This is a genomic window from Corynebacterium sp. HMSC073H12 (genome assembly GCF_001837775.1).
Lineage (GTDB): Bacteria > Actinomycetota > Actinomycetes > Mycobacteriales > Mycobacteriaceae > Corynebacterium > Corynebacterium amycolatum.
Map to the genome: position 1 here is coordinate 202,298 of NZ_KV834027.1, position 26,845 is coordinate 229,142.

Annotated in this window: 22 protein-coding genes; 1 reads left to right on the forward strand and 21 read right to left on the reverse strand. The window is 58.2% G+C overall.

What is annotated here, in order from left to right; genetic code table 11:
* Positions 1–23 precede the first annotated feature (23 nt).
* The 21 genes from pyrF to aspS form a co-directional block, all read right to left on the reverse strand.
* The gene (pyrF, locus tag HMPREF2708_RS03020) at positions 24–893 is read right to left on the reverse strand and encodes an orotidine-5'-phosphate decarboxylase (protein ID WP_070832144.1); all 870 of its coding nucleotides are present in this window, start codon (positions 891–893) and stop codon (positions 24–26) included.
* 1 nt (position 894) lies between these two features.
* Entirely contained in the window at positions 895–4,254 is a 3,360-nt protein-coding gene (gene carB / locus HMPREF2708_RS03025) for a carbamoyl-phosphate synthase large subunit (protein ID WP_070832147.1), read from the reverse strand.
* 24 nt (positions 4,255–4,278) lie between these two features.
* Positions 4,279–5,511: a glutamine-hydrolyzing carbamoyl-phosphate synthase small subunit gene (gene carA / locus HMPREF2708_RS03030; RefSeq protein ID WP_371326289.1), complete on the reverse strand. Its 1,233-nt coding sequence runs from the start codon at positions 5,509–5,511 to the stop codon at positions 4,279–4,281.
* 38 nt (positions 5,512–5,549) lie between these two features.
* Positions 5,550–6,911 carry a dihydroorotase gene (locus HMPREF2708_RS03035; protein WP_070832154.1) on the reverse strand — a complete coding sequence of 454 codons (1,362 nt, stop codon included), beginning with the start codon at positions 6,909–6,911 and terminating at the stop codon, positions 5,550–5,552.
* Positions 6,912–7,865, reverse strand: a complete 954-nt coding sequence (locus HMPREF2708_RS03040) for an aspartate carbamoyltransferase catalytic subunit (RefSeq protein WP_016422709.1) — start codon at positions 7,863–7,865, stop codon at positions 6,912–6,914. It lies immediately after the preceding gene.
* Complete coding sequence (pyrR, locus tag HMPREF2708_RS03045; protein WP_070832157.1) at positions 7,862–8,431, reverse strand: bifunctional pyr operon transcriptional regulator/uracil phosphoribosyltransferase PyrR; 570 nt, start codon at positions 8,429–8,431, stop codon at positions 7,862–7,864. Before pyrR ends, HMPREF2708_RS03040 begins: the two co-directional genes overlap by 4 nt.
* A 250-nt stretch (positions 8,432–8,681) precedes the next feature.
* Entirely contained in the window at positions 8,682–9,386 is a 705-nt protein-coding gene (gene nusB / locus HMPREF2708_RS03050) for a transcription antitermination factor NusB (RefSeq protein WP_070832160.1), read from the reverse strand.
* Positions 9,387–9,434: 48 nt separating this feature from the next.
* Positions 9,435–9,998 (reverse strand): elongation factor P, encoded by a 564-nt coding sequence (efp, locus tag HMPREF2708_RS03055; protein ID WP_070832164.1) that lies wholly within the window; start codon positions 9,996–9,998, stop codon positions 9,435–9,437.
* A gap of 87 nt (positions 9,999–10,085) precedes the next feature.
* On the reverse strand, positions 10,086–11,258 hold the full coding sequence (locus HMPREF2708_RS03060) for a M24 family metallopeptidase (protein WP_070832168.1): 1,173 nt from the start codon (positions 11,256–11,258) through the stop codon (positions 10,086–10,088).
* On the reverse strand, positions 11,255–11,731 hold the full coding sequence (aroQ, locus tag HMPREF2708_RS03065; protein WP_070832170.1) for a type II 3-dehydroquinate dehydratase: 477 nt from the start codon (positions 11,729–11,731) through the stop codon (positions 11,255–11,257). The genes HMPREF2708_RS03060 and aroQ overlap by 4 nt, the downstream gene beginning before the upstream one ends.
* Positions 11,731–12,837: a 3-dehydroquinate synthase gene (gene aroB, locus HMPREF2708_RS03070; protein WP_070832173.1), complete on the reverse strand. Its 1,107-nt coding sequence runs from the start codon at positions 12,835–12,837 to the stop codon at positions 11,731–11,733. Before aroB ends, aroQ begins: the two co-directional genes overlap by 1 nt.
* Positions 12,838–12,924: 87 nt before the next feature.
* Positions 12,925–13,446 (reverse strand): shikimate kinase, encoded by a 522-nt coding sequence (locus HMPREF2708_RS03075; RefSeq protein ID WP_070832176.1) that lies wholly within the window; start codon positions 13,444–13,446, stop codon positions 12,925–12,927.
* A gap of 40 nt (positions 13,447–13,486) precedes the next feature.
* The gene (gene aroC / locus HMPREF2708_RS03080) at positions 13,487–14,674 is read right to left on the reverse strand and encodes a chorismate synthase (RefSeq protein ID WP_210400310.1); all 1,188 of its coding nucleotides are present in this window, start codon (positions 14,672–14,674) and stop codon (positions 13,487–13,489) included.
* Between the two features lie 94 nt (positions 14,675–14,768).
* Positions 14,769–15,380, reverse strand: a complete 612-nt coding sequence (locus tag HMPREF2708_RS03085; protein WP_070832179.1) for a prepilin peptidase — start codon at positions 15,378–15,380, stop codon at positions 14,769–14,771.
* A 26-nt stretch (positions 15,381–15,406) separates the two neighbouring features.
* Positions 15,407–16,222 carry a shikimate dehydrogenase gene (locus tag HMPREF2708_RS03090; protein ID WP_070832182.1) on the reverse strand — a complete coding sequence of 272 codons (816 nt, stop codon included), beginning with the start codon at positions 16,220–16,222 and terminating at the stop codon, positions 15,407–15,409.
* A gap of 14 nt (positions 16,223–16,236) precedes the next feature.
* Positions 16,237–17,463: an endolytic transglycosylase MltG gene (gene mltG, locus HMPREF2708_RS03095; RefSeq protein WP_070832185.1), complete on the reverse strand. Its 1,227-nt coding sequence runs from the start codon at positions 17,461–17,463 to the stop codon at positions 16,237–16,239.
* A gap of 258 nt (positions 17,464–17,721) precedes the next feature.
* On the reverse strand, positions 17,722–18,225 hold the full coding sequence (gene ruvX / locus HMPREF2708_RS03100) for a Holliday junction resolvase RuvX (RefSeq protein ID WP_070832188.1): 504 nt from the start codon (positions 18,223–18,225) through the stop codon (positions 17,722–17,724).
* Between the two features lie 37 nt (positions 18,226–18,262).
* Positions 18,263–20,923, reverse strand: a complete 2,661-nt coding sequence (gene alaS / locus HMPREF2708_RS03105) for an alanine--tRNA ligase (RefSeq protein WP_070832191.1) — start codon at positions 20,921–20,923, stop codon at positions 18,263–18,265.
* A gap of 128 nt (positions 20,924–21,051) precedes the next feature.
* Positions 21,052–22,377 (reverse strand): replication-associated recombination protein A, encoded by a 1,326-nt coding sequence (locus HMPREF2708_RS03110; protein WP_246840321.1) that lies wholly within the window; start codon positions 22,375–22,377, stop codon positions 21,052–21,054.
* Between the two features lie 148 nt (positions 22,378–22,525).
* Positions 22,526–23,707, reverse strand: coding sequence for a phosphotransferase family protein (locus tag HMPREF2708_RS03115; protein ID WP_070832197.1), 1,182 nt, complete (start codon positions 23,705–23,707; stop codon positions 22,526–22,528).
* Between the two features lie 147 nt (positions 23,708–23,854).
* Positions 23,855–25,684, reverse strand: a complete 1,830-nt coding sequence (gene aspS, locus HMPREF2708_RS03120) for an aspartate--tRNA ligase (RefSeq protein WP_070832200.1) — start codon at positions 25,682–25,684, stop codon at positions 23,855–23,857.
* A gap of 271 nt (positions 25,685–25,955) precedes the next feature.
* Here aspS and HMPREF2708_RS03125 point away from each other — a divergent pair, with 271 nt between their 5' ends.
* Positions 25,956–26,843 (forward strand): KPN_02809 family neutral zinc metallopeptidase, encoded by an 888-nt coding sequence (locus HMPREF2708_RS03125; RefSeq protein ID WP_070832203.1) that lies wholly within the window; start codon positions 25,956–25,958, stop codon positions 26,841–26,843.
* Positions 26,844–26,845 lie beyond the last annotated feature (2 nt).

Sequence of the window (26,845 nt, forward strand, 5' to 3'; positions counted from 1 at the left end):
TCTGACAATTCGCCGATCTGCTGCTAGCTCTCGGAGAGGAACGGAGCTGCAGCTTCAATCGTTGCGCGCCGCAGCGCAGCAGGATCAGGCCCAGCGGAGAGAATTGCACGCGAAATATTCGGCAGTGCAAGCCCCTTGGATTCCCCTGCCAGACGATCTACATCTGCCGGGGTTCCACCCTGAGCTCCCACACCGGGCATGAGAATGGGACCGCGCAGGTCACTGAGCACCGGGGCGTCGTCAAGCGTTGCGCCAACAACAACGCCGATGCTGCCCGCCTTTGCACCAGCGTCAATTTGGCGAGCATTAATAGCGGCTGCCTGGTTGACCATGGTCTGAGCCAGAATCTCACCCGAAACCATCGCCTTCTGCACTGACGCACCTTCCGGATTGGACGTCGCGGCAAGCACAAACAAGCCCCGTCCGTTCTCCAACGCCAACGAAACCGCCGGATCAAGAGCACCGAACCCAAGGTACGGAGATACCGTCAGTGCGTCGGCGGCTAGCGGCGAGCTATCCGACAGCCAGGCTTCGGCGTATGCAGCCATAGTCGAACCGATATCGCCACGCTTGGCATCTGCAATCGACAGCGCACCTGCGTCCTTCAGGTCCGCCAACGTCCGCTCCAAGACGGCAAAGCCCTTGGAACCGTAGGCTTCGAAGAACGCCACCTGGGGCTTGACGACGGCAACGATGTCACCAAACGCTTCGACGCATGTGGTGGCAAAGCGCTCTAGGCCTTCTGCCGATCGCGGTAACTGCCAGGCATCCAGCAACCTAGGGTGCGGGTCAATCCCCACACAGAGCCGGCCGCGCTCGGCGACAACCTCGCTGAGGCGATCGCCGAACCCCTTAATTGTCCGCACTGCGGATCCTTCAGCCTTCGCGGTCATGTTAGGCCTGCTCCTGAGCAACCAACTCTGCCGGGTGGAGTTCCTGCAGAGCCTTAACGCTCATCTCACCGCCCCGCAGCGCCAGAATGCCCTGCAGTGCGGCGACAGCACCCTGAGCGGTGGTCACACAAGTTACGCCCTGGCTCACCGCAGCGGCGCGAATCTCGTATCCGTCAGAACGTGCGCCAGCGGAACCGGATGGGGTGTTGATAATGATGTCAACCTCACCGTCGCGGATCATGTCGACAATGTCGCGCTCGTCAGACGGCGCTTCGGAATCAGTCGTACGCTTTGCGACGACCTCACACTCAACACCGTTGCGGCGCAGCATGCCGGCAGTACCCTCCGTTGCCAGGATGCGGAAGCCCATATCCGCCAGCGTGAGAATCGGGAATACCAGAGTGCGCTTATCGCGGTTGGCCAGCGAGACGAAGATTGTGCCCTCGGTCGGCAGCTCACCGAAACCGGCCAGCTCTCCCTTGGCGAAAGCGGCACCAAAGTTGTCGGCCAGACCCATGACTTCACCGGTGGACTTCATCTCCGGACTCAGCAGGCTGTCGAGAGCGCGGCCCTCAAAGTCGCGGAAGCGGTTGAACGGCAGGACGGCTTCCTTAACCGCAATCGGAGCGTCAGCAGGCAGAGAACCGCCGTCGAAGTTGGACGGAATCATGCCCTCTTCGCGCAGTTCCGCGATTGTAGCACCCATCATGACACGGGATGCGGCCTTAGCCAGCGGAACCGAGGTTGCCTTGGAGACAAACGGTACGGTACGAGATGCACGCGGGTTGGCCTCGATGACGTAGAGGGTCTCGTCCTTGAGTGCGTACTGAACGTTCATCAGGCCTTTCACACCGATGCCGTGTGCCAGTGCCTTGGTGGATTCACGCACCTTGTCGATGATGCTTCCGGACAGAGTCATCGGAGGCAGCGCACACGCGGAGTCACCGGAGTGAATACCGGCTTCCTCGATGTGCTCCATGACGCCGCCGAGGTAGACCTCTTCTCCATCACACAGTGCATCAACATCGATTTCGATGGCGCTGTCCAGGAAGCGGTCAACCAGTACCGGGTGCTCATTGGACAGCTCGGTAGCGCGGTTGATGTAGTCCTCCAGGGTGGCCTCATCGTAGACGATTTCCATGCCACGGCCACCGAGGACGTAGGACGGACGGACCAGCACCGGGTAACCGATGCCAGCGGCAACCTGGCGAGCTTCTGCGAAGGAGGTGGCGGTACCGAACTCCGGCGCCGGCAGGTTGGCCTCAGCCAGGACCTCGCCGAACTCACCACGGTCCTCAGCCAGATCGATTGCCTCCGGGCTGGTGCCGACAATCGGAACACCTGCGGCCTGCAGACGCTCAGCCAGGCCCAGCGGAGTCTGGCCACCGAGCTGAACAATGACGCCTGCGACCTTTCCAGACTGGCTCTCAGCGTGGTAGACCTCAAGGACATCCTCGAAGGTCAACGGCTCAAAGTAGAGACGGTCTGCGGTGTCATAGTCGGTGGAGACGGTTTCCGGGTTGCAGTTGACCATGACGGTCTCGTAGCCAACGCGGGAGAGCTCGAGGGCCGCGTGAACACAGGAGTAGTCGAACTCAATGCCCTGGCCGATGCGGTTCGGACCGGAACCGAGGATGATCACCTTTTCCTTCTCGGTCTGCGGAGCGACCTCGGACTCAGCAGCCGGGTCCAGCTCGTATGCCGAGTAGTGGTACGGAGTCTGTGCTTCGAACTCGGCGGAGCAGGTATCGACTGTCTTGAATACCGGGTGGATGTTCAGACGCCAGCGCAGTTCGCGCACGCCGTCTTCTCCGGCCAACTCCGGACGCAGAGCAGCAATCTGGGCGTCGGAGAGACCCCAGTACTTAGCTTCGCGAAGCAGATCGGAGGTCACCACCGGAGCGTCGATAAGCTCCTTGCGGATATCCTGCAGGTTTTCCATCTCGGCGATAAACCACGGATCTAGACCAGAAGCTTCGTGGATCTGCTCAATGGAAGCACCCAAACGCTGAGCCAGCTCAACGTCGTAGATGCGGCCTTCAGTCGGACGCTTCAGGTCCTCAAGGACAGCGTTGACATCGTTTGCGCGTTCACCTGCGAAGTCCTCATCCGCAACGGTCCAGAAACCAGCTGGCTTGTTCTCCAGCGAGCGCATGACCTTACCGAGCGCGCCGATGTAGTTGCGGCCAATAGCCATGGCCTCACCGACGGACTTCATGGTGGTGGTCAGCGTGTCGTCAGCACCAGGGAACTTCTCGAAAGCAAAGCGTGGAGCCTTGACAATCACGTAGTCCTGCACCGGCTCAAACGCAGCCGGGGTTTCACCGGTGATGTCGTTGGTGATCTCATCGAGGGTGTAGCCGATAGCCAGCTTGGCAGCAATCTTTGCAATCGGGAAACCAGTTGCCTTGGAAGCAAGCGCCGAGGAGCGGGAGACGCGCGGGTTCATCTCAATGGTGATGATGCGGCCGTCATTTGGATTGATGGCGAACTGGATGTTACAGCCACCGGTGTCAACGCCGACCTCGCGCAGGATTGCGATGCCCTGGTCACGCATAGTCTGGAACTCGCGGTCGGTCAGAGTCATCGACGGAGCGACAGTCACCGAGTCACCAGTGTGGACACCGAGGGCATCAACGTTTTCAATGGAGCAGACCACGACAACGTTGTCGTCGCCATCGCGCATGAGCTCGAGCTCAAATTCCTTCCAACCGAGGATGGACTCCTCAATCAGAACATTGGCCTCGGGCGATGCGGCTAGGCCGCCACCTGCAATACGGTCGAGGTCTTCCTGGTTGAAAGCCAGACCGGAGCCCAGACCACCCATGGTGAACGAGGGGCGAACAACGACCGGAAGACCGAGCTCTGCGACAGTCTCATGGACTTCTTCCATGTTGTGGCAGACGCGGGAGCGAGCGGACTCGCCACCAATTTTGGCGACGATGTCCTTGAACATCTGGCGATCCTCACCGCGCTGAATGGCCGGAATATCAGCACCAATCAGCTCGACATTGTACTTCTCCAGAATGCCCTCGCGGTCCAGCTGAATAGCTGCGTTCAGTGCAGTCTGGCCACCGAGAGTTGCCAGGACAGCGTCAATCGGGTTGCCCTCTGCAGCTTCCTTGGCCAGGATCTTTTCGATGTACTTGGTTTCAATCGGCTCGATGTAGGTGGAGTCTGCGAACTCCGGGTCAGTCATAATCGTTGCCGGGTTAGAGTTAACCAGCGTGACTCGCAGGCCCTCTTCGCGCAGCACGCGGCAAGCCTGGGTGCCGGAGTAATCGAACTCGCAGGCCTGACCGATAACAATCGGGCCGGAGCCGATAACCAGTACGTGGTTGATGTCTGTACGACGTGGCATGGTGTTAGGTCCCTTAGCCCTTTCCTACTTGTTCGAGTTTCCGGTTGCGGACTTGTTGAAATCGACCTTCTGGATCAGCTCCAGGAAGTCATCGAAGAGAGAGTGCGCATCGTGCGGGCCGGCTGCGGACTCTGGGTGGTACTGCACAGAAAAGGCCATGCCATTGTTCAGTGCGACACCTTCAACGACATCGTCGTTAAGGCATGTGTGCGTAACCTCTGCCTCGCCCCACGGAGTTTCGAAACTCTCGCCGGCCTTGCCTTCAAGTGCGAAGCCGTGGTTCTGAGCGGTGATAAAGATACGGCCAGTGCGGTGGTCCTTCACCGGAACATTGACGCCGCGGTGGCCGAAGACCAGCTTGTAGGTGTTCAGGCCGAGTGCGCGGCCAAGAATCTGGTTACCGAAGCAGATACCGAATAGCGGCATGCCGTCATCGAGTGCAGCCTTGGCGACCGCAACCATCTCATCAGCAGTTGCCGGGTCACCCGGGCCGTTGGACAAGAAGACGCCGTCCGGCTGGTATTCCTTCTTAATATCTTCGTACGGAGTGTTAGCCGGAACAACTACGACTTCCAGGCCACGCTTAGCCAGCTCACGCGGGGTGTTGGACTTGATACCCAGGTCGTAGGCCACAACACGTGCCTTCTTCTCCCCCTGTGCTTCCACAACATAGGCCTGAGTGGTGCTGACCTCGCGAGCCAGATCCGCGCCCTTCATCGCAGGCTGAGCGCGAACGATTTCCACCAGCTTATCGACGGGTTGCTGTGCGTCCTCACCAGAGAAAATTCCAGCGGCAATCGAGCCATTGTCGCGCAAATGGCGAACCAGCGCGCGGGTATCAATCTGGCGGATACCGATGATGCCCTGTGCCTTCAGCTCATCTTCCAAGCTGCGCTCGGAGCGCCAGTTTGAGGGAATACGCGATAGATCGCGGATAATAAAGCCAGCTGCCCAAATCTTGTTTCCGCGGGATTCATAGTCCTCATCGTTCCAACCGGTGTTGCCAATCTGTGGTGCGGTAGCCACAATCAGCTGGCGGTGGTAGGACGGGTCCGTCAGAGTTTCCTGGTAGCCCGTCATAGCAGTGGTAAAAACTGCCTCACCCAGGGTCGTACCGGTGGCGCCGAAACCGCGTCCGCGGAACACTCGGCCATCTGCCAATACCAGGACTGCCGCTGTAGCGGCCGCGGCCTGCGACTCGTTGCTCACGTTATTGCCTTTCAGTTGGGTAGCGTGCGGGGAATTTACATTAATCATACGGGACGCATGTGAGTTTTTATGCGTTGACATGAATATTATCCAGCGACCTCTCCGTTAAGAGCGGTGACCTTACCGCGCAGCACGGTAGCTGCCACGGACACGGCCATCTCCATTTCCTCATAAGGAGTGTTCTCGGACTTCGACGCCAGGTCTTCGCCGCGGACCGTCCACTTTTTGCCCGGGTCAACAACGGTCAGGTTGGCAGGCTCACCGACAGCGATTGGTCGGCCGTGCCCTGGCAGCTTCACAATTTGAGCAGGACGCTCACTCATGACCTTGGCCAGCCAGCGCCAATCACAATCGCCCTTCAAAACGAACTCTTCGGCGATGATTGGCATCGAGGTCTCCAGCCCCAGCATGCCCGGCTTGGCGTGCTCGAACTCGCAGCATTTTTCTTCAGAGCCGTGCGGAGCGTGGTCGGTAGCGACACAGTCAATAATCCCGTCAATCAGAGCCTGACGCAGAGCCAGGGTGTCGCGCTGCTCACGCAGAGGCGGGTTGACGCGGTAGACGCCGTCGTAGGTCTCCAGCTTCTCATCGGTGAGAATTAGGTGATGCGGGGTAACCTCGGCGGTCAGCGGAATGTCATGCTCCTTTGCCCACTTGACCAGCTCAACAGTGCCTTCAGTGGAAGCGTGGCAGATGTGCATGCGTCCGCCGTAGTCGCGAGCCATGATGGCATCTCGGGCCACGATGGACTCCTCGGCTACGCGCGGCCACCCTGTCAGGCCCAGACGTGCGGCGGTCGCACCTTCGTGGGCCGATGCATCTGCGGTCAGAAGCGAATCTTCACAGTGCTGCGCCAGCAATACGTCTTCGCCGCGGGCGTATTCAATCGCGCGGCGCATAATCAGCGGATTGTCGACGCACTTACCGTCATCGGAGAACATGCGTACCTTCGCCTGCGAGTCTGCCATCATGCCGAACTCGGTCAGTGTCTCGCCCTTCAGGCCCTTAGTAATGGAGCCGACCGGGTGAACGTCGCAGCGGTTCAACGCCTGGCCCTTGAGCCATACCGACTCAGCAATCGAGGGGTCGTCGGTTACCGGCGCGGTATTGGCCATAGTGAACACTGCGGTGAAACCACCACGTGCTGCGGCAGCGGAACCAGTGGCCAGGGTCTCCGTATCTTCACGGCCCGGCTCGCGCAGGTGCACATGGATGTCAACCAGACCTGGGAGAAGAACGAGGGAGTCGAACTCCAGGACCTCTACCCCGTCCTCGGCCGAGAGGTTTTCGCCAATCTCAGCGATAACGCCATCTTCAATCAAGACGTCGACATCTTCGCCTTCACCGTAGGGACGCACACCCTTCAGCAGTAGTTGTCCCCGTGCAGGTGCTGCCAATGGTCCTACCTCGGGGTACGAGGCTTCGTCATATTCATTGCGATTCGACATTTATGCCTGCCCTTCCAAGTTGGCGGAAACGCCTGAGGTCAGCAGTGTGAAAAGAACTGCCATGCGGACGTGGACACCGTTGGCTACCTGCTGCAGCACGGCAGTGCGCGGCAGATCAGCGACGGCATCGTTAATTTCCATGCCACGAAGCATCGGACCTGGGTGCATCACAATGCAGTCGTCGCGAAGCATCTTCTCACGAGCCTTCGACAGCCCGTAGCGAGTGGCGTATTCGCGATGGGATGGGAAGAAACCTCCGTTCATGCGCTCCTGCTGAACGCGGAGCATCATCACGGCATCAGCATCTCGGATCTCGTCTTCCATGCGGTAGGCAACACGCACCGGCCAGGTCTCGATGCCAAACGGCAGCAACGTCGGTGGGGCGACGAAGACGACCTCGGCGCCGAGCTTGCTCAGGAGATCGGCGTTAGAGCGGGCAACGCGAGAATGCAGGATATCGCCAACGATGACGACCTTGCGCCCCTCAATTCCACCGAGGCGCTGACGCAACGTCACCGCGTCCAGGAGAGCCTGCGTCGGGTGCTGGTGCTTTCCGTCACCCGCGTTGATGATCGATGGGCCGTTGCCAAATTCCTCAGTCCACTTGGCGATTAGCTGTGCCGCTCCCGACGATGGGTGCCTAACGACGATGGCATCGCCGCCGATAGCATCCAAAGTCAGCGCGGTGTCTTTCAGGCTCTCGCCCTTCTTCACAGAGGAAGAGGAAGCTGAGATATTAATAACATCGGCGCTCATCCACTTACCCGCAGTCTCAAAAGATGAGCGGGTACGCGTCGAGTTCTCGTAAAAGAGGTTGTAAATAGTGCGGCCGCGCAGGGTCGGCAGCTTCTTGATTTCCCGACCGCGGATGACCTCCTTGAAACGATCGGCCTCATCCATCAGGCCGACAATTTCATCCTTGGTCAAATCCGCAATGCTAATCAGGTGTTTCACTGGTCCTCCGCCCGGGTGAGAATAACCGCGTCGCGGCCATCAAGTGCCTCGACCAGCACATCGACGTCTTCGTCGCGGGAAGTTGGCAGATTCTTACCGACGTAATCGGCGCGAATTGGTAGTTGACGATGACCACGATCGACCAGCACTGCAAGCTGGATTACTCGCGGGCGACCGATGTCAGCAATAGCGTCGAGCGCGGCACGAATCGTGCGACCTGAGAAAAGGACATCGTCTACGAGAACAACGGTGGTGCCGTCAATTCCGGAGTTCGGAATATTCGTGGGCTGCAGGGCGCGGTGCGGGCCCTTGCGCAAGTCATCCCTGTACAGGGTGATATCGAGCGATCCAGTTTCCGGACGTATGCCGGAGAACTGTTCAATCAAATCGGCTAGCTTTTCCGCCAGCGGTACGCCACCAGATGGAATGCCGAGGAGAACTACGCGCCCAGCATTGGGGCTATCCAGCGCAGTTTTTTCAATAATTTGGTGCGCGATGCGCGCGATGGTACGTGCAACTTCGTCTGCATTGAGCAGCTCGGTTGTTTGCGGCGTTCCTTCGCTCATCGTGACCTCCTTCCCCGCCTCTCAGTGCGGTCCGTTAAAGGATGTCTTGATTGTGGATATTTGATTATCAGTTTGCATGACCCGCAACTACGGTCACGGTGCAAACTTCCGCTGACCAGAATAGCACCCACACTTAAATTGCCTCTAAATGCAACAAAACTCCAAGCCCCCAAAAAGGGACTTGGAGTTCCAGACAATCCGCGAGAACCGACTGCGGTCGGCTCGCAGTGATCCCGGCCGCTTTGACCGGTTAGGACCCGTTCTCGCTCTTAGCCACGTCTTCAGCCACCAGCTTGGCAATATCGCTCATGTCCAGGCCGGTAATCTTAGCCATCTCATCGGAGTCGGCCAGCGCCTTGTCAGCTTCCTCATTTGCGGCAGTCTGTGCCTGGATAGCCTCATCGAACTGGGACTCGCCCACCGAAGTGCTCACAGCTGCAGCTGCCAGGCGTGCCTGGTCGGCAATCTTTGCTTCAGCATCGAGTACTGCGTTGATGTACGGTGCCGCCACATCAGTGGAGTATTCCGATGCTAGCTCAACGCCTTCCACCACGGCCACACGCGGCGGCACGTCGGAGTTGTAGAACAGCTCCCAGGTGGAAAGACGCAAAATAGCACGGTCGACTGCCGGTAGACGACGCAGCGGCCACTCCTCCGTCAGGTACGAAGAAATCGTAGAGTCGATACCGATGATCTCCGCAGCTACACCGCGCACAATCTGCTCGGTGTACTCCGCAATTGGATTCACATCCAGATTGGGATTACGGACCATTTCCAGCCGCTCTTCAAGAAGCTTGACGACGTCGACGCCTCGCTGCTCGGCCTCAAAAAGCAGATCCACCGCACGACGGCGCGCACGGTAGCGCGCGCCGTGGCGCTTGTAGTTAGGTTCGCGAACTTTCGCGGACTCCTGCGCATCCGAGGTGTCGACGGACTTGTGATCCTTTTCAGTCATGGATGTGTATGTATCGCTCTCAACAAAAGGGTGAACTAGATGAGGGAATTAGTGGTTGACGCGGGACAGGTAGGAACCGTCACGGGTATCGACCTTCAGAACGTCGCCGGTTTCGATGAACAGCGGCACCTGAATCTCAGCGCCAGTCTCCAAAGTTGCCGGCTTGGTGCCACCGGTGGAGCGGTCGCCCTGCAGACCCGGGTCGGTCTGCTCAACCTTCAGTTCGACCGAAACAGGCATTTCAGCGAAAAGAACGTTGCCCTCATAGAAGGACACCTGGCAGGTGGTTTCCGGAAGCAGGAACTTAGCACCCTCCGGCATCTGAGCATCCAGGATGGAAATCTGGTCGTAGGTCTTGTCGTCCATGAAGACGTATCCTTCACCGTCGTGGTACAGGTACGTCATGTCGCGGCGGTCGACGGTAGCAGTCTCAATCTTGACGCCAGCGTTGAAAGTCTTGTCAACAACCTTGCCGGTCAGAACGTCCTTCAGCTTGGTGCGGACGAATGCCGGACCCTTACCTGGCTTGACGTGCTGGAACTCCACGATCTGCTGAAGCTTGTTGTCGTGCTTGATAACTAGACCGTTTTTAAAATCTGCGGTGGTAGCCAACTAAACTCTCCTGAAATTGTTAAAAAGCTCTCTGACGAAACCACGATACTCCGTATCTCATCGAGAGAAAAATAAAACGCCGTGATGTTAGGCTCGCGGTTTCGGCAGCTGCGTAATAATTTCCGGCTCGGTGTCAGTGATAATCAACGTATCTTCGATGCGCACACCGCCGAACCCCGGAACATAAATACCAGGCTCGATGGTCAACGTCATGCCAGCTGCCAACTTCCCCTTGCCGGTGCGAGCGGCAAATGGAGCCTCATGCACCTCAATACCGATTCCGTGGCCTGTGGAATGGACGAAGTGCTCCCCATAACCAGCCTGTTCAATAATGTCCCGGCATGCTGCGTCAACAGCCACAACATCAGCCCCTGGCACGGCCGCTTTTACGCCGGCCAGCTGTGCTTCCAGCACGACATTGTAAATCTCTCGGGCTTTCTCGTCTGCGAACTCCACACCGGCAACAATCGCGCCGGCCAGATCCGACGACGTACTGTTCGGATCGTTTTCGCTTGACGACGTTCCCGTCTCACCGGCAAACAGGGTACGTGTCATATCGGAGTTGTAGCCCCCGGCAAAGGCACCAAAGTCAATAGTGACCAGGTCACCTGCCTCGATTACGCGATCTTCCGCTCCGTGATGTGGCTTGGCGGAATTCGGGCCGCTTGCGACAATCGTGTCGAAGCTAGGCCGATCGGCACCATGCATGCGCATCCGGTACTCCAACTCTGCGGCGACTTCGCGCTCCTTGCGGCCGGCGACCACGATGCCGTCGTGAAGCAAGTCCTCGAATGCGCGGACCGCGATGTCGGCGACGTGGCGCAGAGCGACGAGTTCCGTATCGGACTTGATTTCCCGCAGTTTAGAGACGACGCCCGTAGTCGATACCAGCTCGAGTGCCTGTGGACGGGCATCCTCTAGCTCTTGGTAAGCGGCCATGGTGAGGAACTCAGATTCAACACCAAGACGCGAGATATCCAACTTTCGGGATTGACCGACGAGTGCCACGCCGGTGTTGCGGGCGGTGAGTAACTCCACGTCCGGTGCCTGCTTGCCAGCCTGAACCGTATAGCGGCCGTCGGTGGAAAGCAGCGCTTCCCCACTGGCCGCAACAATCAAACCAGCATTCGAGCCGTGGAAACCCGTAAGCCAACCAACATGCGTCGGATCGACTGTGAGGAAACCGTCGCAGTCGTAGTCGGACAATGCGTCGATAAGAGCGGCTCGGCGGGCGGCGTAGTTCGTGGAGATTTCTGTCATAGTGTCGTACTCACCCTTCTCAGTGCCATGGAATAGCCATCAGTTCCACATCCGACGATAACGCCCGCGGCAAGCGCCGAAAGATACGAGTGGTGCCGAAACTCCTCCCGGGCGTGAATGTTTGAAATATGAACCTCGTGGAAGCCCGCGCCGTCGGCAATCTCGGCAAGCGCGTCACGTAGGGCGACGGAGGTGTGTGTCAACCCTCCTGGATTGATAATTACTGGCCAACCGTAATCGGCAGCTTCGTGAACCCACTCGATGAGTTGACCTTCATAGTTGGATTGGCGGCAATCCACTACGACGCCAAGCTCCTTGGCTAGGGTGCGAAGTTCAGATTCGACATCGGCCAAAGTAGTGGCACCGTAAATTTCTGGCTGACGCTTGCCCAGACGATCGAGGTTCGGGCCGTTCAAAACAAGCACGGTCGGAATCGACGTTGTGGCATCCGTTGCTGCGCGAAGAGAGGTCATTAGCGGGTTGACTCCTCAGATGCGGCCTGCCCATTGTTGCAGAGCAGTTCGTATGCACGCTCGAGGTCATCCATGCCCGGACCTTCAAGACGGGCTGTTTCACCGGGGCGTTCCAGAATAACGAATCGGATCGCACCATCGCGGTTCTTTTTATCCCTGGTCATAGCATCGTAGAGCTCGGTAAAACGACCTGCCTGGTAGGTCGTTGGCAGCCCAATGGACTCTAGGATGCGACGGTGGCGGTCTACGAGTTCCTGATTAATATGTCCGGTGATCTTGGCCAGCTCGGCGACATAAACCATGCCTACAGCTACGGCGTGGCCATGGCGCCAGCGGTAGTTTTCAAAGTGCTCAACGGCATGACCGAAAGTGTGGCCATAGTTCAGGATCTCGCGGAGGCCAGATTCCTTCAAATCCTCAGCGACAACGCGTGCCTTGACAGCAATTGCGCGCTCGACCAGTTCTGGCAAGTCACCGTCAACATTGAGGCAGGTCTGCGGGTTTGTCTCGTAAAGATCGAGAATCTTCGTGTCCGCGATAAATCCAGCCTTGATGATCTCTGCCGAACCCGCAATCAGTTCAGCCTTCGGCAAGGTGCGCAGGACATCCAGGTCACAGAATACCGCGGCAGGCTCGTGGAAGGCGCCGACCAGGTTCTTTCCGGCTGCAGTGTTGATACCGGTCTTACCACCGACAGCTGCGTCGACCATGCCGAGCAGCGTTGTCGGGACCTGGATAACCTTCACTCCACGCATCCACGCGGCGGCGACGAATCCACCGAAATCTGTGGCTGCACCGCCGCCAATCGCGATTACCGCGTCACGCCGGCCCAGACCGCGTTCACCAAAAGTGTCCCAAACTGTTTCAGCAACTGTGAGCGTCTTACCCTCTTCCGCATCTGGAATCTGGATGCTGAAGGCATCGACGCCCTTGTCCGCCAGTGCCTTGATGACACCGAAGCTCAGCTCTTGAACGCTCCCCTGGTGAATCACCGCAACCTGGGAGGCAAAGTTAGCGGCCTCCGCAATCTGCTCGGTGAGTCCATGCCCCATGGTCACCGTGTACGGGGATGGGCCTTCAACACGGATTGTGCGGGTTGAGTTCATTGTCAGTCCCTAGTCGTTAGCGTAAGAAATGTATGGAGTTGCTGGTTATGCGGCAGTGATTAGCTACCGCCATTTAATAGTCGCCAGTTAAGCCTCGTCGCAGGTTTCATCGAGGTAGCTGAGGATCTCGGCTACAACGCGCTGCGGGGAACGTTCGTCGGAACGCACCTTGAAAGTGGCTGCATCTTCGTAGAAAGCTCGGCGAGCCTCATAGAGTGCGCGGTAATGAGCCTCTGGGTCAGCCGCCTGGAGTACCGGGCGCGAATTGTTACCCGCGGTACGGCGGACGCCCTCTGTAACGCTGATCTCGAGGTAGACGACGTTATGGTCTGCCAGCAGGTCACGGGTCGCCTGCGAAATCACGGCTCCACCGCCAAGTGAGACGATCCCGTCGTGGGTCAGAGCCTCCGCCACGACTTGTTCCTCGATGCGGCGGAATTCCGGCTCTCCCAGCTCGGAAAAGACTTCACCACAAGTCTTGCCCATGCGCTGTTCAATCATCTCATCGGTATCGGTGAGTCTCGTGCTCAATGCACGAGACAGTCGACGACCGATGGTGGACTTTCCCGATCCGGGCGGTCCGACAAGGACAATAGTAGGAACGGACATTCCCCTCGTTTTACCCTTCTTCGTGTGCGCGACAGTGGCGCTATTTCCAATTAAGGCGACGTCGAGTCTGCTCCAAGTAGCCCTCAACGTTACGCTTGGTTTCCTCCAGGCTATCGCCGCCGAACTTCTCCATTACTGCACGCGCCAGTACTAGCGCGACCATTGCCTCTGCGACAACACCACCGGCCGGGACCGCGCAGACATCAGAGCGCTGGTGGATTGCGGTAGCTGCATCGCCGCTGGCCATATCAACGGTCTTCAGCGCACGCGGAACGGTCGAAATTGGCTTCATCGCAGCACGTACAACGAGAGGTTGAGCATTAGTCATGCCACCCTCCAGGCCACCGGCGCGGTTAGTTTCACGATCCACGCCGTCGTCGGTACGCACCATTTCATCATGGGCCTCGGTGCCACGGCGACGGGCTTCCTCAAAACCGTCGCCGATCTCCACGCCCTTGACGGACTGAATTCCCATCAAGGCACCTGCAAGCTGCGAATCCAGACGGGCATCACCGGAAATGTGCGATCCCAGGCCCACAGGCAGACCGTGGACAACGACCTCGACGATGCCGCCGAGAGTGTCGCCCTGCTTCTTGGCGGCCTTGATTTCGTCAATCATCGACTCCTCCGCAGCTGCGGAGAATGCACGCACTGGCGACTCGTCAATCTTGTCCTGATCGGCGAAGGTCGGCAGTGGCCCCTCGTAGGGCTCGGAACGACCGATGGAAATAACGTGGCTGACAACTTCCACACCGAGAGTCTCACGCAGAATTGAGCGTGCCACAACCGATGCCGCCACACGTGCTGCAGTCTCACGAGCCGATGAACGCTCCAGGATGTTTCGAGCATCGGTGTGGTTGTACTTCAGCATGCCGTTGAAATCGGCATGCCCCGGGCGCGGGCGGGTTAAGGTGGCGCCACGAGCTGTATCCAGAACAGCTGGGTCAACTGGATCCGGGCTCATGACCTCAGTCCACTTGGGCCATTCGGAGTTGCCGACCATTATGCCAATCGGCGATCCCAGCGTCTCACCATGTCGAATGCCAGTCAGCAGCGTGACCTCATCAGCCTCAAACTTCATTCGCGCCCCGCGACCATAACCGAGGCGGCGGCGTGCGAGGTGGCGTGATACGTCATCTGTAGTCAGGGGAAGTCCGGCTGGCGCACCTTCTACGAGAGCGATAAGCGCTTTGCCGTGAGATTCACCCGCGGTAGTCCAACGAAGCATAGGTATCATAATGTCACGTTTGCCGTACTTCTTGTGCATTTGGGGGCATACAAGTTTCAAATATGCCCCATTTTATCGCCCCTGGTCTACCGCTTCAGGGGACTTGTAGGTGGCCTCCGCTTATCCCCCACACAATGGCAGTTGCTGCAAGCATCGCAGGCCCATGAGGAACGCTCGCCGGCACACGCGCGGTTTTTGCTTTACGAATGTCACCCCAGCCCCGCTTTCCCGCCGTGACTACTGCGATGAGGAGAGTGAGTCCCGCAGCCAACAGAATTGCCACTGCAATCCAGATTGCTGCCGCCACCGGCTCGCCCGATACCAGACCGACACCGCCACCGAGAATTGCTGCGAGCTTCACATCTCCAGCCCCCATAGAGCGTGGGTTGATTATGAAGACTGTTACATAGAGGCCAAACCAGAGGCCAATTCCTGTTCCTATGGCTGCGACTGCACTGGCGAGATCGTCAGCCAAGGTGCCCTTTTGCTGGAGCACCATTCCAGTGATCGCTATCAGGCCCGCTACCCCTAGCATCAACCACCAGTTCGGCAGTCTTCGCCGGGTCACATCCAACCAGCAACCAGTACCGCCCCAGCCGAGAACAAGCAACACGACTAGATAATAGAAAACCCGGTCAAGGTAGACCGGGTCAATCCTGTGCTGTCCAATCGGATACAGCCCTATCTCAGTTACGCCCCACCCCATAACTTTGGGATTGTAACGGGTGTGAGTTAGTTCGGCAGCGCTGCACGCATCGCCTCGACATCGGGAGTGCGCCCAGTGAACTGCTCAAACTGTCCCACCGCTTGATGTAGCAACATGGACAGTCCACCGACCGCCTGTGTCCCTCCGCGTTCGGCTGCTTTCACAAGTGGGGTTGGCCAGGGATTGTAAATGACATCGAGAATCTTCGGTGCTCGAGCGAGGTAGCCAGCAACCGATTCAATTGCGGCTGACGGCACCGTAGAGACCAGTACGTCGGCATTGCCAGCAATATCTGCCAGGTTTGGAACATCAAAAGTCACCCAAACAAATTCCATCCCCAGCGCGGCAGCTAGCGGTTCAATGTCATATGCGCGCTTGGAGCGCGCTACTACAGTCACATGATTGACACCCAGCTGCGACAGCGCCCAAAGTGCCGGTCGTGCCGTGCCACCGGCACCAACGACAATGGCGCGACCACGTGGTGCGTTCGTGCAGTCAATCTCGCGCAGTGCTCCCAATACGCCGTCACCATCAGTGTTGTCGGCAAACCAGCCCGAATCACGACGGACCAGGGTGTTCGCCGAACCAATTAGCCGTGCGCGCTCACTGACTTCATCGGCGAAGTCCAGCGCGGCAAACTTGCCGGGCATGGTGACGGAAAACCCCTGGAAACTGGGGTCTGCGCCACCAACGACGTCGGCAAGCTCTTCGGCGTTGCAGCGAATGCGGTCATAGTGCCAGTCATTCATTCCCGCAGCGCGGTAACCGGCGTTGTGAATAGCCGGCGAGTACGAGTGATCAATCGGATCTCCTAGCACGGCTGCGCGATGAGTTATAGGCATAGGAGTTCTACCTCTTAGCGGTTCGAATCCAGCACGCCATTGCTGCGTGACTCGTCAATAGCGGCCTCGTGCTCTTCGAAGGTCGTGCTAAAGACGGTATTCCCTTCCTTGTCCACCGTGACAAAGTACAGCCAGGTGCCGTCAGCCGGATTTTCCATGGCACGAATCGCCTCGATGGAGGGCGAAGCAATAGGGGTTTCCGGCAGCCCCTCCTTGGCGTAGGTGTTCCATGCGGTCTTTCGCGCGCGGTCCTCATCCGTGGTTGCGATTTCCTGATCCGGCAGATCGTAGTTGACTGTCGAGTCGAACTGCAGCTGCATCGGCTCGTCCAGACGGTTCAGAATAACGCGAGCGACCTTATCGAAGTCACCATCTGGCGACTCCATCTGGATCAGAGAAGCTGCGGTAATCAGCTCGTATGGAGACAGACCAACCATGTCCGCTGAAACCGTGAGCCCTGTGTCCTCATAGTTCTTCACCGATTCCTTGACCAATTTTGCCAGCATCTGTTCGGGTGTCTGCTGCGGGTCAAGGTGATGAATACCCGGCGTAATGAGTCCCTCAAGACGACGAGGGTCGTTGCCACGCGCAGCTACCGCGTCCCGTGCCCATTCTGGAACACCGAGCGCGGCCAAATCAGCCTCGCCAGCAGCACGTTCGAGATCGGCCTTGGACACACAGTCATTGTCCTCAACACAAGTGGCCTCTGAAATAAGCGAGAAAATTCCCTTACGCACATCCGATGAGGACACAATGCGGGTATCGGCGAAACGGGCTCCAGTCGGAATGTCAACGGTACCGACCTGATTTTCGACATCCAGAAGAGCCTCGACGGTCTCGTCGGCCTTCATCCGCTGGTGGAGTCGGTAGAAACCTGGCTGCAATTCACTTGAATGGGAGTTTTCATTCGCGGCCTGGATGAATGCACGGGAAGACTTGACGACGCCGCTTTCCACCAATTGGTTGGACAAATCAGTAAGTGACGTGCCTTCACTGACCTCAACAATCGTCATTGGCCCCTCGGCTTTGCCGTCGTAATCGTCCACAATGCCCCCACGATTCCAGACGAGGCCAATCACTCCGAGGACTAACACGCATAACAGGACAGAAGTCACATTGATTGCCACTGCCGTTTGGCGGTGACGAACCCGAGGCTTTGTCCCACCACTGCGAGCACCAGCGCGGTCCCGGTCGTCACCGCCGCTACCAGTGCGGCGCGCAGTTTGCGCGTCTTTACTCATCAATAATCTCCTCGAACGCAGCTCACTCTCCCATCGGTATCAGCCCGGAGTCTTCCCATTTGGGTGCGACACGCGACTAATAACGACTGGTGCGACATAGCTTTACGACGAAGTCGTAGCACTAGGTTGCATTGTAGGTGTGAATCGCCACTTCAACTTTTCAAATCCCATGCACGCAAAAACGTGCTCAGGTATTACACACTTAATAATTGCGCAAAGGCGGGTGAATTGTCACCTTTCGGTAACTTTTGTGTGCCCCTAGTCGGTATTCTCGTCCAAAGATTTTGCCCGTCTGTCCAACCAGGATTGTAGAATTTCTACTGCCGCAGCCTGGTCAATAATCTTCCGCCCGGACTTAACATCAATACCTGCTGCGTGCAGCCGTGATTGGGCCATTACCGTCGTCATCCGCTCGTCGGCGTAATGCACTACGACTCGGTCACCGAGTCGGCGCTGCAGCCGAAATCCAACGTCAGTAGCTTTCCGCGCAGACGTCCCGAACGTGCCGTCGAGCATAAGGGGCATGCCGACAACAATCTCGACGACCTCAAGTTCAGTGGCGAGTTCCACGAGCCGGTCAATATCCGGCCCGTCAGGATCTTTTCGCCCCGTCGCTCGAGTGACTGTTTCAACCGGGGTCGCCAGGATACAGTCGGGGTCAGAAACTGCGACACCAACGCGGACATCGCCGACGTCGATTCCGAGCCGCCGACCCCGACCGGGATCATCCTGACCGGGGGTATCAATGCGGGGCTTAGCCATTGTTTACTGCTCTTCCGATAGCACAGCCGTTAATTGACTACTTGGACAGTTCGGCCTCAACAGCGGCCAATGCTGCGTCGATACCGGAGGCATCAGAGCCGGAGCCCTGTGCCATTGCCGGTTTACCGCCGCCCTTGCCGCCGACCTCGGCGCCCATCAGCTTCACCAAATCGCCGGCCTTAATACCGCGATTGACGGCTTCATCCGAAACCGAGGCCACAAATGGAACCTTGCCGCCAGCGTTGGAAATCAACGCAATAACGCTTGGGCGATCCGCAAGACGCTTCGCCAAGTCATTAGCCAGCGAACGGATGTCCTTCATCTCCGTACCGTCGGGAAGTTTAAGGCCGAGGTAAGTAACATCGCCGATGGTGCGAGCGGACTCCAGGTGAGATGTGGCATTGGCCAGCAGCTGTCCGGCCTTGAAATCAGCGAGCTGCTTCTCTGCAGCCTTGAGCTTCTCAGCCAGTGCTGCGATGCGGTCTGGCAGCTCAGCAGACGGAGCCTTGAATTCAGTGGCCAGTCGTTCAGCCAGGAGACGCTCGGTGGACAGGTAGCGGAAGGAATCCATACCCGAGTAGGCCTCAATACGGCGCACGCCCGACCCGACAGAGGACTCGCCCAGCACAGCTACCGGGCCAATCTGCGAGGAATGCGAAACGTGGGTACCGCCACACAGCTCAATTGAGAACGGGCCACCGACCTCGACAACGCGGACGATGTCGCCGTAGTTCTCGTTGAACAATGCCATGGCACCAGTGGCCTTGGCCTCTTCCAACGGCATCTCGGCAGTATTGACAGCCCAGTCGTTGTCGACAGCCTCATTGGTAATCTGCTCAATCTCACGGAGCTGTTCCGGTGTGAGCTGCTCACCGTACTTAAAGTCGAAACGGAGGTAGCCCGGCTTATTCATGGAACCAGCCTGAGTGGCAGTATCCCCCAGTACCTGGCGCAGAGCACCGTGAATCAGGTGAGTTGCAGTGTGCGCCTGACGAGCACCGTGACGCCACTGCTCGTCGACCAAAGCTTCAGCGGAGACGCCCGGGGTGAACTCACCGGCGGTGACGATACCCTTGTGCAGCCACAGCTTCTTGCCCACCTTTTGGACATCGTTGATGTGGACCACAGCGCCGGAATCAGTCACGATACGACCACGGTCAGCCAGCTGACCTCCGGCCTCGGCATAGAGCGGAGTGCGGTCGAGGATAACCTCAATCTCATCGCCCTCTGCGGCAAACGCCTGCTTCTGGCCATCGGCAATGATGCCGAGAATCGTGGATTCGTCGGCAAGCCGATCGTAACCAGTGAAGGACGTCGGGTGTTCATCGATGAACTCGCGGTAGACGTGCAGGTCGGTGTGCGACTGCTTCTTTGCCTGGCTGTCGGCCTTTGCACGCGCACGCTGCTCAGCCATCTCGCGATCGAATTCCTCGCGGTCGATGGTCAGACCAGCTTCTTCGGCCATCTCGATGGTCAGGTCGATTGGGAAGCCGTGGGTGTCATGCAGGGTGAAGGCATCGTGACCGGATAGAACGGTTTTACCCTCTGCCTTGGCCTTGGTGGCCGCGCGTTCAAACAGCTCCTCACCGGCGGACAGGGTCTTGGTGAAGGCCTTCTCCTCGGCGACGGCTACCCGGCGAATACGGTTCCAGTTCTCCGCGATCTCTGGGTACGACGGGGTCATGGTCTCGGCCGCGATACCAATCAGCTTCTCCAGCACTGGACCATTAGCTCCGAGCAGGCGCGCAGAGCGGATAATACGGCGCAGAAGGCGACGCAGAATATAGCCACGATCGGAGTTCGAGGGAGTGACGCCGTCGAGCATCAGCATCAAGCCGGTGCGGCTGTGGTCAGCGATGACGCGGAAGCGGATGTTGTCCTGGTGGTTCGAGTTGTATTTCGAACCGGTGAGCCGCTCAGCCTCGTCGATAACCGGACGCAGCAGGTCGGTTTCGTAGACGTTGTCGACACCCTGCAGCAGGAAAGCAACACGCTCGATACCCATACCGGTATCGATGTTCTTCTTCGGCAACGGGCCAAGAATCTCGAAAGAGTCCTTGCCTGTTCCTTCGCCACGCTCGTTTTCCATGAAGACGAGGTTCCAAATCTCGATGTAGCGATCCTCGTCGGCCTCTGGGCCACCATCAGCACCGTACTCCGGGCCGCGGTCGTAGAAAATCTCTGAGCACGGACCACACGGGCCAGGCACACCCATGGACCAGTAGTTGTCCGCCATACCTCGGCGCTGAATGCGCTCCTCCGGCACACCAACCTTCTCGTGCCAGATGTCATGGGCCTCATCGTCGTCGAGGAAAACCGTTACCCACAGCTTCTCAGCCGGGATGCCAAAGCCGCCGTCCTCAACAGCACCAGTCAGAAGGCTCCATGCATGAGTGATGGCACCTTCCTTGAAGTAATTTCCGAATGAGAAGTTACCCGCCATCTGGAAGAAGGTGTTGTGGCGGGTGGTGATACCCACCTCTTCAATGTCCAGTGTGCGCACGCACTTCTGAATTGAGGTCGCGGTGGAGAAGTCCGGAGTCTCATTGCCGAGGAAGTAGGGCTTGAACGGCACCATGCCGGCATTAACGAACAGCAGGTTCGGGTCATCCAAAACCAGGGAGGCACTGGGGACCTCGGTGTGTCCCGCCTTTACGAAATGCTGGATGAAGCGATTTCGAATTTCATGAGTCTGCACGGTGTTCTACTTCCTCGTTTCACGTCGAGCGTCCGAGATGTTTAATACAAAACTAGCAGTCTACCCGCTCGGTTCGAGCAACTTTAAAACCACCCCACCGGCACCCCGTAGATCCCGACCAATCTCGCCTACTTCGATTTCCGGCTGCTCCCCCGGATAATTCGGCGAATGCGTCCGAGGTACTCAGCCATGCCGTTTTCACGACCGTGATTGGATGGAACGAAATAATCAGTGCCCACCAACTGATCTGGTGGATACTGTTGGACAACGACACCCATGGGGTCATTGTGCGGGTAGATATAGTCCACCGCGTGACCAAGGTCCTTAGCCCCGCTGTAATGTCCGTCGCGCAAATGCGGTGGAACCGGCCCGGTCTTCCCGGAACGAACATCCTTCAACGCCCCGTCGATTGCGCTTATGACCGAATTGGATTTCGGTGCCGTGGCCAAGTGAATCGTGGCCTGCGCCAGCGTCAGCCGGGCTTCCGGCATGCCTATCAAGGCAACGGCCTGCGCCGCGGCGACGGCGGTTTGCAGTGCTGTCGGGTCTGCCATGCCGATGTCTTCGCTAGCCAGAATTACGATCCGGCGGGCAATAAACCGAGGGTCTTCCCCACCCTCAATCATCCGCGCCAAGTAGTGCAGGGCAGCATCGACATCAGACCCTCGAACGGACTTAATAAACGCGCTGGTGACGTCGTAATGCTGGTCGCCATCGCGGTCATAGCGAACCACGGCCCTGTTGATCGAATTGGCAAGCGACTCAGCGGTAATCTGTTCACCATCGGCTACGGCTTCTGCGGCTGCCTCGAGGTACGTGAGGGAACGACGGGCATCACCAGCTGCCAGCGCAATGAGTTGTTTACGTGCATCGTCGGTCATACTGACGCGACCATTGAGGCCGCGCTCATCAGTAAGTGCTCGATCAATGAGCGTGCCGACGGCTTCGTCATCCAGTGGCTGCAACTGTAACAACAGTGATCGACTGAGCAGCGGGGACACCACTGAGAAGGATGGGTTTTCCGTCGTTGCCGCAACGAGAAGGACAATCCGATTTTCCACGGCACCCAACAGGGCATCCTGCTGGGTCTTAGAGAAGCGGTGCACCTCGTCGATGAAGAGCACCGTTTGAATGCCCTGATTAACGAGCGTGCGACGAGCAGTATCGATAACCGCACGCACTTCCTTCACCCCGGCATTAAGCGCGGAAAGCGCTTCAAAGTGTCGACCGGTCGCCGCGGAAATCAAACTGGCAAGAGTAGTCTTGCCAGTTCCAGGAGGGCCAAACAGAATAACGGAGGTGTCGCCGCCACCCTCGACCAGACGGCGCAACGGTGCTCCGGGTGCTAGCAGGTGGTCTTGACCAACGACTTCATCCAGGTTTCGCGGTCGCATCCGAACCGCCAACGGCGCATGTGCACCTGGGTGGAAATAGGTGTTCGCATCGGAGTTCAGGCCAGTGCTTGTTGGCCCCGCACCCCGACCTTGGCTCTTGGCCGCCGCAGGGCTGGCGATCGAAGGCTCGTCGAAAAGCCCTGGAGCGTCATCGGCGGAGCCGTTTGCACCGCCTGTCGGCAGCTTATTCGGATCCGCCACGTATGCCCTAGCCTTCCTCTTGCTCTAAGAAATCAATTACAGCATGCGCGAACTTTTCCAGCTCGTCGGCACGATCGTCCTCACATCTATGGGCGAACTGCGCAATGGCGCGAGCCGTGTTAGCCATGTCGCGCCGCTCCAATGCTGAGCCACCAACTTCCGGCTTCAGGTCCGTACGTCCTTCATGCCCCACCCACAGCGCTTGCTTCGGAGAACCGAAGAAGGAAACCGTTGCGGAGATGAAGAACCAACCGAGCAACGCCGCAGCAATGAACGCCATCATACGGCGGTCGCTCGTGTCGCGATACCAATGGTCACGAATCTCTTCCATCCATGCACGGACAAACACGTCGACCTCTGCCTCCGATGGGCGCTCCACGAAAACGTGCAGCGGGAAGCCTGCGACGACGCTGGCCACGTCGAAGATGACATCGCGGTAACCAGCCCACTCATAGTCGAGGAACTGAACCTTGTCCGCCAGCAGAATGTTGTCCGGGGCGAGGTCAAACGGCGTGAACGCCCTATGCGTGCCCTTCTCAATTCGACGTGCAGCATCCTCACCGAAAGAGCGCACAGCGTCGGGAACAGGAATGCCGGAGCCTTCAATAGCTCGCATACCAAAGCGAATTCCCGACACAATGCCGTGGTCACGCGCCTCGAGAGCCTCACGATCGACCTTGTTCTTCACCCACATACGACGACGCAGGGTCTCAAACCCCTCTTCGCGAGTATGCGTGTGAATATGCATCCGGCCCAGCGACGCGCCGAGGCTGCGGAACGCGCGCAAACGTCGCTCTTCATCGTCACGAAAGAGTACGTCCGCAAGAGTGTCCACGACCCCGACGTCGCTGAGAACCAATAGCTGCTTTGAAACATCGTAAGCAAGAAGCTGAGGCCCCGGGCGAACGTCGTCAGGCAGCGTATTGATGAACTGGTACGCCACAACTTCCCGTAAAACGGCGGGGTCGATGCCTTCAGTCATCGTAGGAATTTGCTTTACGACGACCGTGCGTTCCTGCATAAAGGGATTTGTGGCGACCCGTACGCGGACAACAAGAGCACTTGACTGGCCTGTAAGTACTTCTGGATCCGACAACACTGGAGTGCCGCCGAATCGTGCGGAAAGCAGTGTCTCTGCATCTTTAACTACGCTGTCGACTTCTGCTGCAGCGTCGTCCGAGTACTCCATTGAATGCCCTTTCAATGAGCCAGTTTCAGTCAGGCGATACGGATGTTGCGTTGTGGCCCGTACCGCCTTGGTGAGGAGGAATTGACCCCGCTCGCGCTGCACACGCTGGAGTGGCAGATCACATTCCTCGCAATGTGATTTCTTTGTTTACTTGCTGTCGCCTGCGTCGGCTGCTGCCTTGGCGCCGTCTGCCTTCTGCTTTGGCTTCGGCTTGAAGTCGATACCGGTCTCCTTGCGCTGCTGAGCGGTAATCGGAGTCGGGGCATCAGTCAACGGATCAACGCCGCCACCGGACTTCGGGAAGGCGATAACTTCGCGAATGGAGTCAACGCCGGCCAGCAGGGAAACGATACGGTCCCAACCGAATGCGATACCACCGTGCGGCGGAGCGCCGTACTGGAAGGCGTCCAGCAGGAAGCCGAACTGCTCCTGTGCCTCTTCCTCGCCGATGCCCATAACATCGAAGACGCGCTTCTGGACATCTGGGCGGTGAATACGAATGGAGCCGCCACCAATTTCGTTACCGTTGCAGACGATGTCGTAGGCGTAAGCCAGTGCGTTGCCCGGATCCTTGTCGAAGGTATCCATGTGCTCTGGCTTCGGCGAGGTGAAGGCGTGGTGCACAGCAGTCCACTGGGAGTGGCCCAGGGCAACGTCACCGGAAGCGGTAGCGTCGGCAGCCGGCTCGAACAACGGTGCGTCGACGACCCAGGTGAATGCCCAGTCACCTTCCTTGATCAGGCCGAGCTTCTTGGCAATCTCTCCACGAGCAGCACCCAGCAGTGCACGGGAGCTCTTAGCATCACCTGCAGCGAAGAAGATGCAGTCCCCCGGCTTCGCGCCGACGTGCGCCGCGATGCCTTCACGCTCTGCGTCAGTAATATTCTTGGCAACCGGGCCGCCAAGAGTGCCGTCCTCCCCGACGAGGATGTACGCCAGGCCCTTTGCGCCGCGCTGGCGGGCCCAATCCTGCCAAGCGTCGAGTTGGCGACGAGGCTGCGATGCGCCACCGTCCATAACAACTGCACCTACGTAGTCGTTCTGGAAGACACGGAAAGTGGTGTCCTTGAAGAACTCAGTGCACTCCACCAGGGGAATGTCGAAGCGCAGGTCCGGCTTGTCAGAACCGTACTTCTCCATGGCCTCCTTGAAGGTCATGCGTGGAATCGGAGTCTGAACAGTGACACCGGCCTCGGCGAAGATAGCAACCAGAATCTCTTCTGCCAGCGCAATGACATCGTCCTGCTCGGCGAAGCTCATCTCAACGTCGAGCTGAGTGAACTCTGGCTGGCGGTCAGCGCGGAAGTCCTCATCGCGGTAGCAGCGGGCGATCTGGTAGTAGCGCTCCATGCCAGCGACCATAAGCAGCTGCTTGAACAGCTGAGGGGACTGCGGCAGTGCATAGAAAGTGCCCGGCTTCAAACGAGCCGGCACCACGAAGTCACGAGCGCCTTCCGGCGTAGAGCGAGTCAACGTCGGAGTCTCGATTTCGGTGAAGTCGTGGCTGTCCAGCACCTTACGTGCTGCGCGGTTGACAGCCGCACGAAGACGCATAATCTTGGCCGGGCCTTCACGTCGTAGGTCTAGGTAGCGGTACTTCAGGCGGGCTTCTTCGCCCACAGTGCCAGAAGTTCCAACATCCTCGAGCTGGAACGGCAATGCCGCCGACTCGTTGAGGATGGTCAGCTCCGTAACATTGACCTCAATTTCTCCCGATGCCAGGTTCGGGTTTTCGGAGCCCTCCGGGCGCTTCTCAACGACACCGGTGACCTGAATGCAGTACTCGCTGCGCAGGTGGTGTGCACGCTCAGCAACTTCGCTGTTGCGGAACACAACCTGGGCGTAACCGGAGCGGTCACGCATGTCGATGAAGATCACGCCACCGTGGTCACGGCGGCGTCCTACCCAACCGGTCAGGGTTACTGTGCTGCCGGCGAGGTCAGCGCGGAGGTCTCCGGCAAGATGCGTACGAAGCACTGCGAATTGGTCCTTCCAAAATTGGTGCTATAGGGATTAACGCTGTGGATAGCGGTTTCGTCCGTGTAGTCTACCTTGAAGCCATCAAGGTGAGAAGAAGACCCCGGCTATTCTGCCTATTACCGGTCATCGCCTTGGGTCTACCTCGGGCTTCATGTACTCACTTAGACATAGATCTTCGTAGGCCCTGACGTGGACTTACCTACGGACACTTTGACGCAGCGATATTCAATGGCCCGTTTTCCGCACCTTATGCAATAGTCTTACTCCTATGACCTTCCGGAATGACTTCCAAAAGAGCTCGGCTCGTGCCGAGCGACGCTCGGGGGGTGGCCGCGCTATTGCAGTAGGCGGTGGCGGCATCGGCGGCCTTGTCCTCATTGGCCTGTACTTACTTCTCGGCGGTGACCCGGGGCAATTGGGACAGCTGACAGGTGCCCAGAACAACCAGTCCACTCAGACTGCACAGCAGTCCCCTGGTGAGGATCCCTGCAAGACCGGCGAAGATGCCAACAGCCGTATCGATTGCCGAATGGAATTTACCGGCATTTCCGTCGACCAGGTGTGGGCGGAGCAACTCCCCGTACAGGCCGGCATCGAGTACACGAACCCAGGTCTAGTCCTCTTTGAAGGCTCCACTCAGTCGGGCTGCGGCGCAGCGTCCTCGTCCACCGGCCCGTTCTACTGCCCCGCCGATCAAACGGCCTACTTCGACACGGAGTTCTTTAGCACCCTGGAGCGCATGGGCGGAGGCAACGGACCGCTCGCACAGGAATATGTCGTGGCACACGAATTCGGGCACCATATCCAAAGATTGGAGGGTACGCTCGGCCGCAGTAACTATAACGAACCGGGCCCCGATTCCGACGCTGTAAAGATTGAACTGCAGGCCGACTGCTATGCGGGTATCTGGGCTCATTACGCGGACAAGGGGCCGGACGCAATCCTCGAACCGCTTTCCGACGAGCAAGTTGCCGATGCCCTCAAAACTACGAAGGCTATTGGCGATGACACCATCCAGCAGCATTCCGGCGGTGGTGTTCAACCGGACTCCTGGACCCACGGCTCGGCTGAACAGCGTACGAAGGCATTCCTCACCGGCTACAAGTCAGGAAAGATGTCTCAGTGCGACACTCTCGAGCGCGGCGTCTACAGCTAGAC

Excerpts from the sequence above, each read along its gene's own strand:
- HMPREF2708_RS03075 (WP_070832176.1), bottom strand. The coding sequence starts at position 13,446 with ATGTCCGTTCCTACTATTGTCCTTGTCGGACCGCCCGGATCGGGAAAG.
- aroQ (WP_070832170.1), bottom strand. The coding sequence starts at position 11,731 with ATGACCTCTCTTCGCGCAGCAACGGATGCCACAACGTCGATTCCGACC.
- pyrF (WP_070832144.1), bottom strand. The coding sequence starts at position 893 with ATGACCGCGAAGGCTGAAGGATCCGCAGTGCGGACAATTAAGGGGTTC.
- carA (WP_371326289.1), bottom strand. The coding sequence starts at position 5,511 with ATGATTAATGTAAATTCCCCGCACGCTACCCAACTGAAAGGCAATAAC.
- HMPREF2708_RS03060 (WP_070832168.1), bottom strand. The coding sequence starts at position 11,258 with ATGACAGAAATCTCCACGAACTACGCCGCCCGCCGAGCCGCTCTTATC.
- HMPREF2708_RS03125 (WP_070832203.1), top strand. The coding sequence starts at position 25,956 with ATGACCTTCCGGAATGACTTCCAAAAGAGCTCGGCTCGTGCCGAGCGA.
- pyrR (WP_070832157.1), bottom strand. The coding sequence starts at position 8,431 with ATGAGCGAAGGAACGCCGCAAACAACCGAGCTGCTCAATGCAGACGAA.
- HMPREF2708_RS03035 (WP_070832154.1), bottom strand. The coding sequence starts at position 6,911 with ATGTCGAATCGCAATGAATATGACGAAGCCTCGTACCCCGAGGTAGGA.
- aroC (WP_210400310.1), bottom strand. The coding sequence starts at position 14,674 with ATGCTTCGTTGGACTACCGCGGGTGAATCTCACGGCAAAGCGCTTATC.
- mltG (WP_070832185.1), bottom strand. The coding sequence starts at position 17,463 with ATGAGTAAAGACGCGCAAACTGCGCGCCGCACTGGTAGCGGCGGTGAC.
- ruvX (WP_070832188.1), bottom strand. The coding sequence starts at position 18,225 with ATGGCTAAGCCCCGCATTGATACCCCCGGTCAGGATGATCCCGGTCGG.
- HMPREF2708_RS03085 (WP_070832179.1), bottom strand. The coding sequence starts at position 15,380 with ATGGGGTGGGGCGTAACTGAGATAGGGCTGTATCCGATTGGACAGCAC.
- HMPREF2708_RS03115 (WP_070832197.1), bottom strand. The coding sequence starts at position 23,707 with ATGGAGTACTCGGACGACGCTGCAGCAGAAGTCGACAGCGTAGTTAAA.
- aroB (WP_070832173.1), bottom strand. The coding sequence starts at position 12,837 with ATGAACTCAACCCGCACAATCCGTGTTGAAGGCCCATCCCCGTACACG.
- nusB (WP_070832160.1), bottom strand. The coding sequence starts at position 9,386 with ATGACTGAAAAGGATCACAAGTCCGTCGACACCTCGGATGCGCAGGAG.
- carB (WP_070832147.1), bottom strand. The coding sequence starts at position 4,254 with ATGCCACGTCGTACAGACATCAACCACGTACTGGTTATCGGCTCCGGC.
- HMPREF2708_RS03090 (WP_070832182.1), bottom strand. The coding sequence starts at position 16,222 with ATGCCTATAACTCATCGCGCAGCCGTGCTAGGAGATCCGATTGATCAC.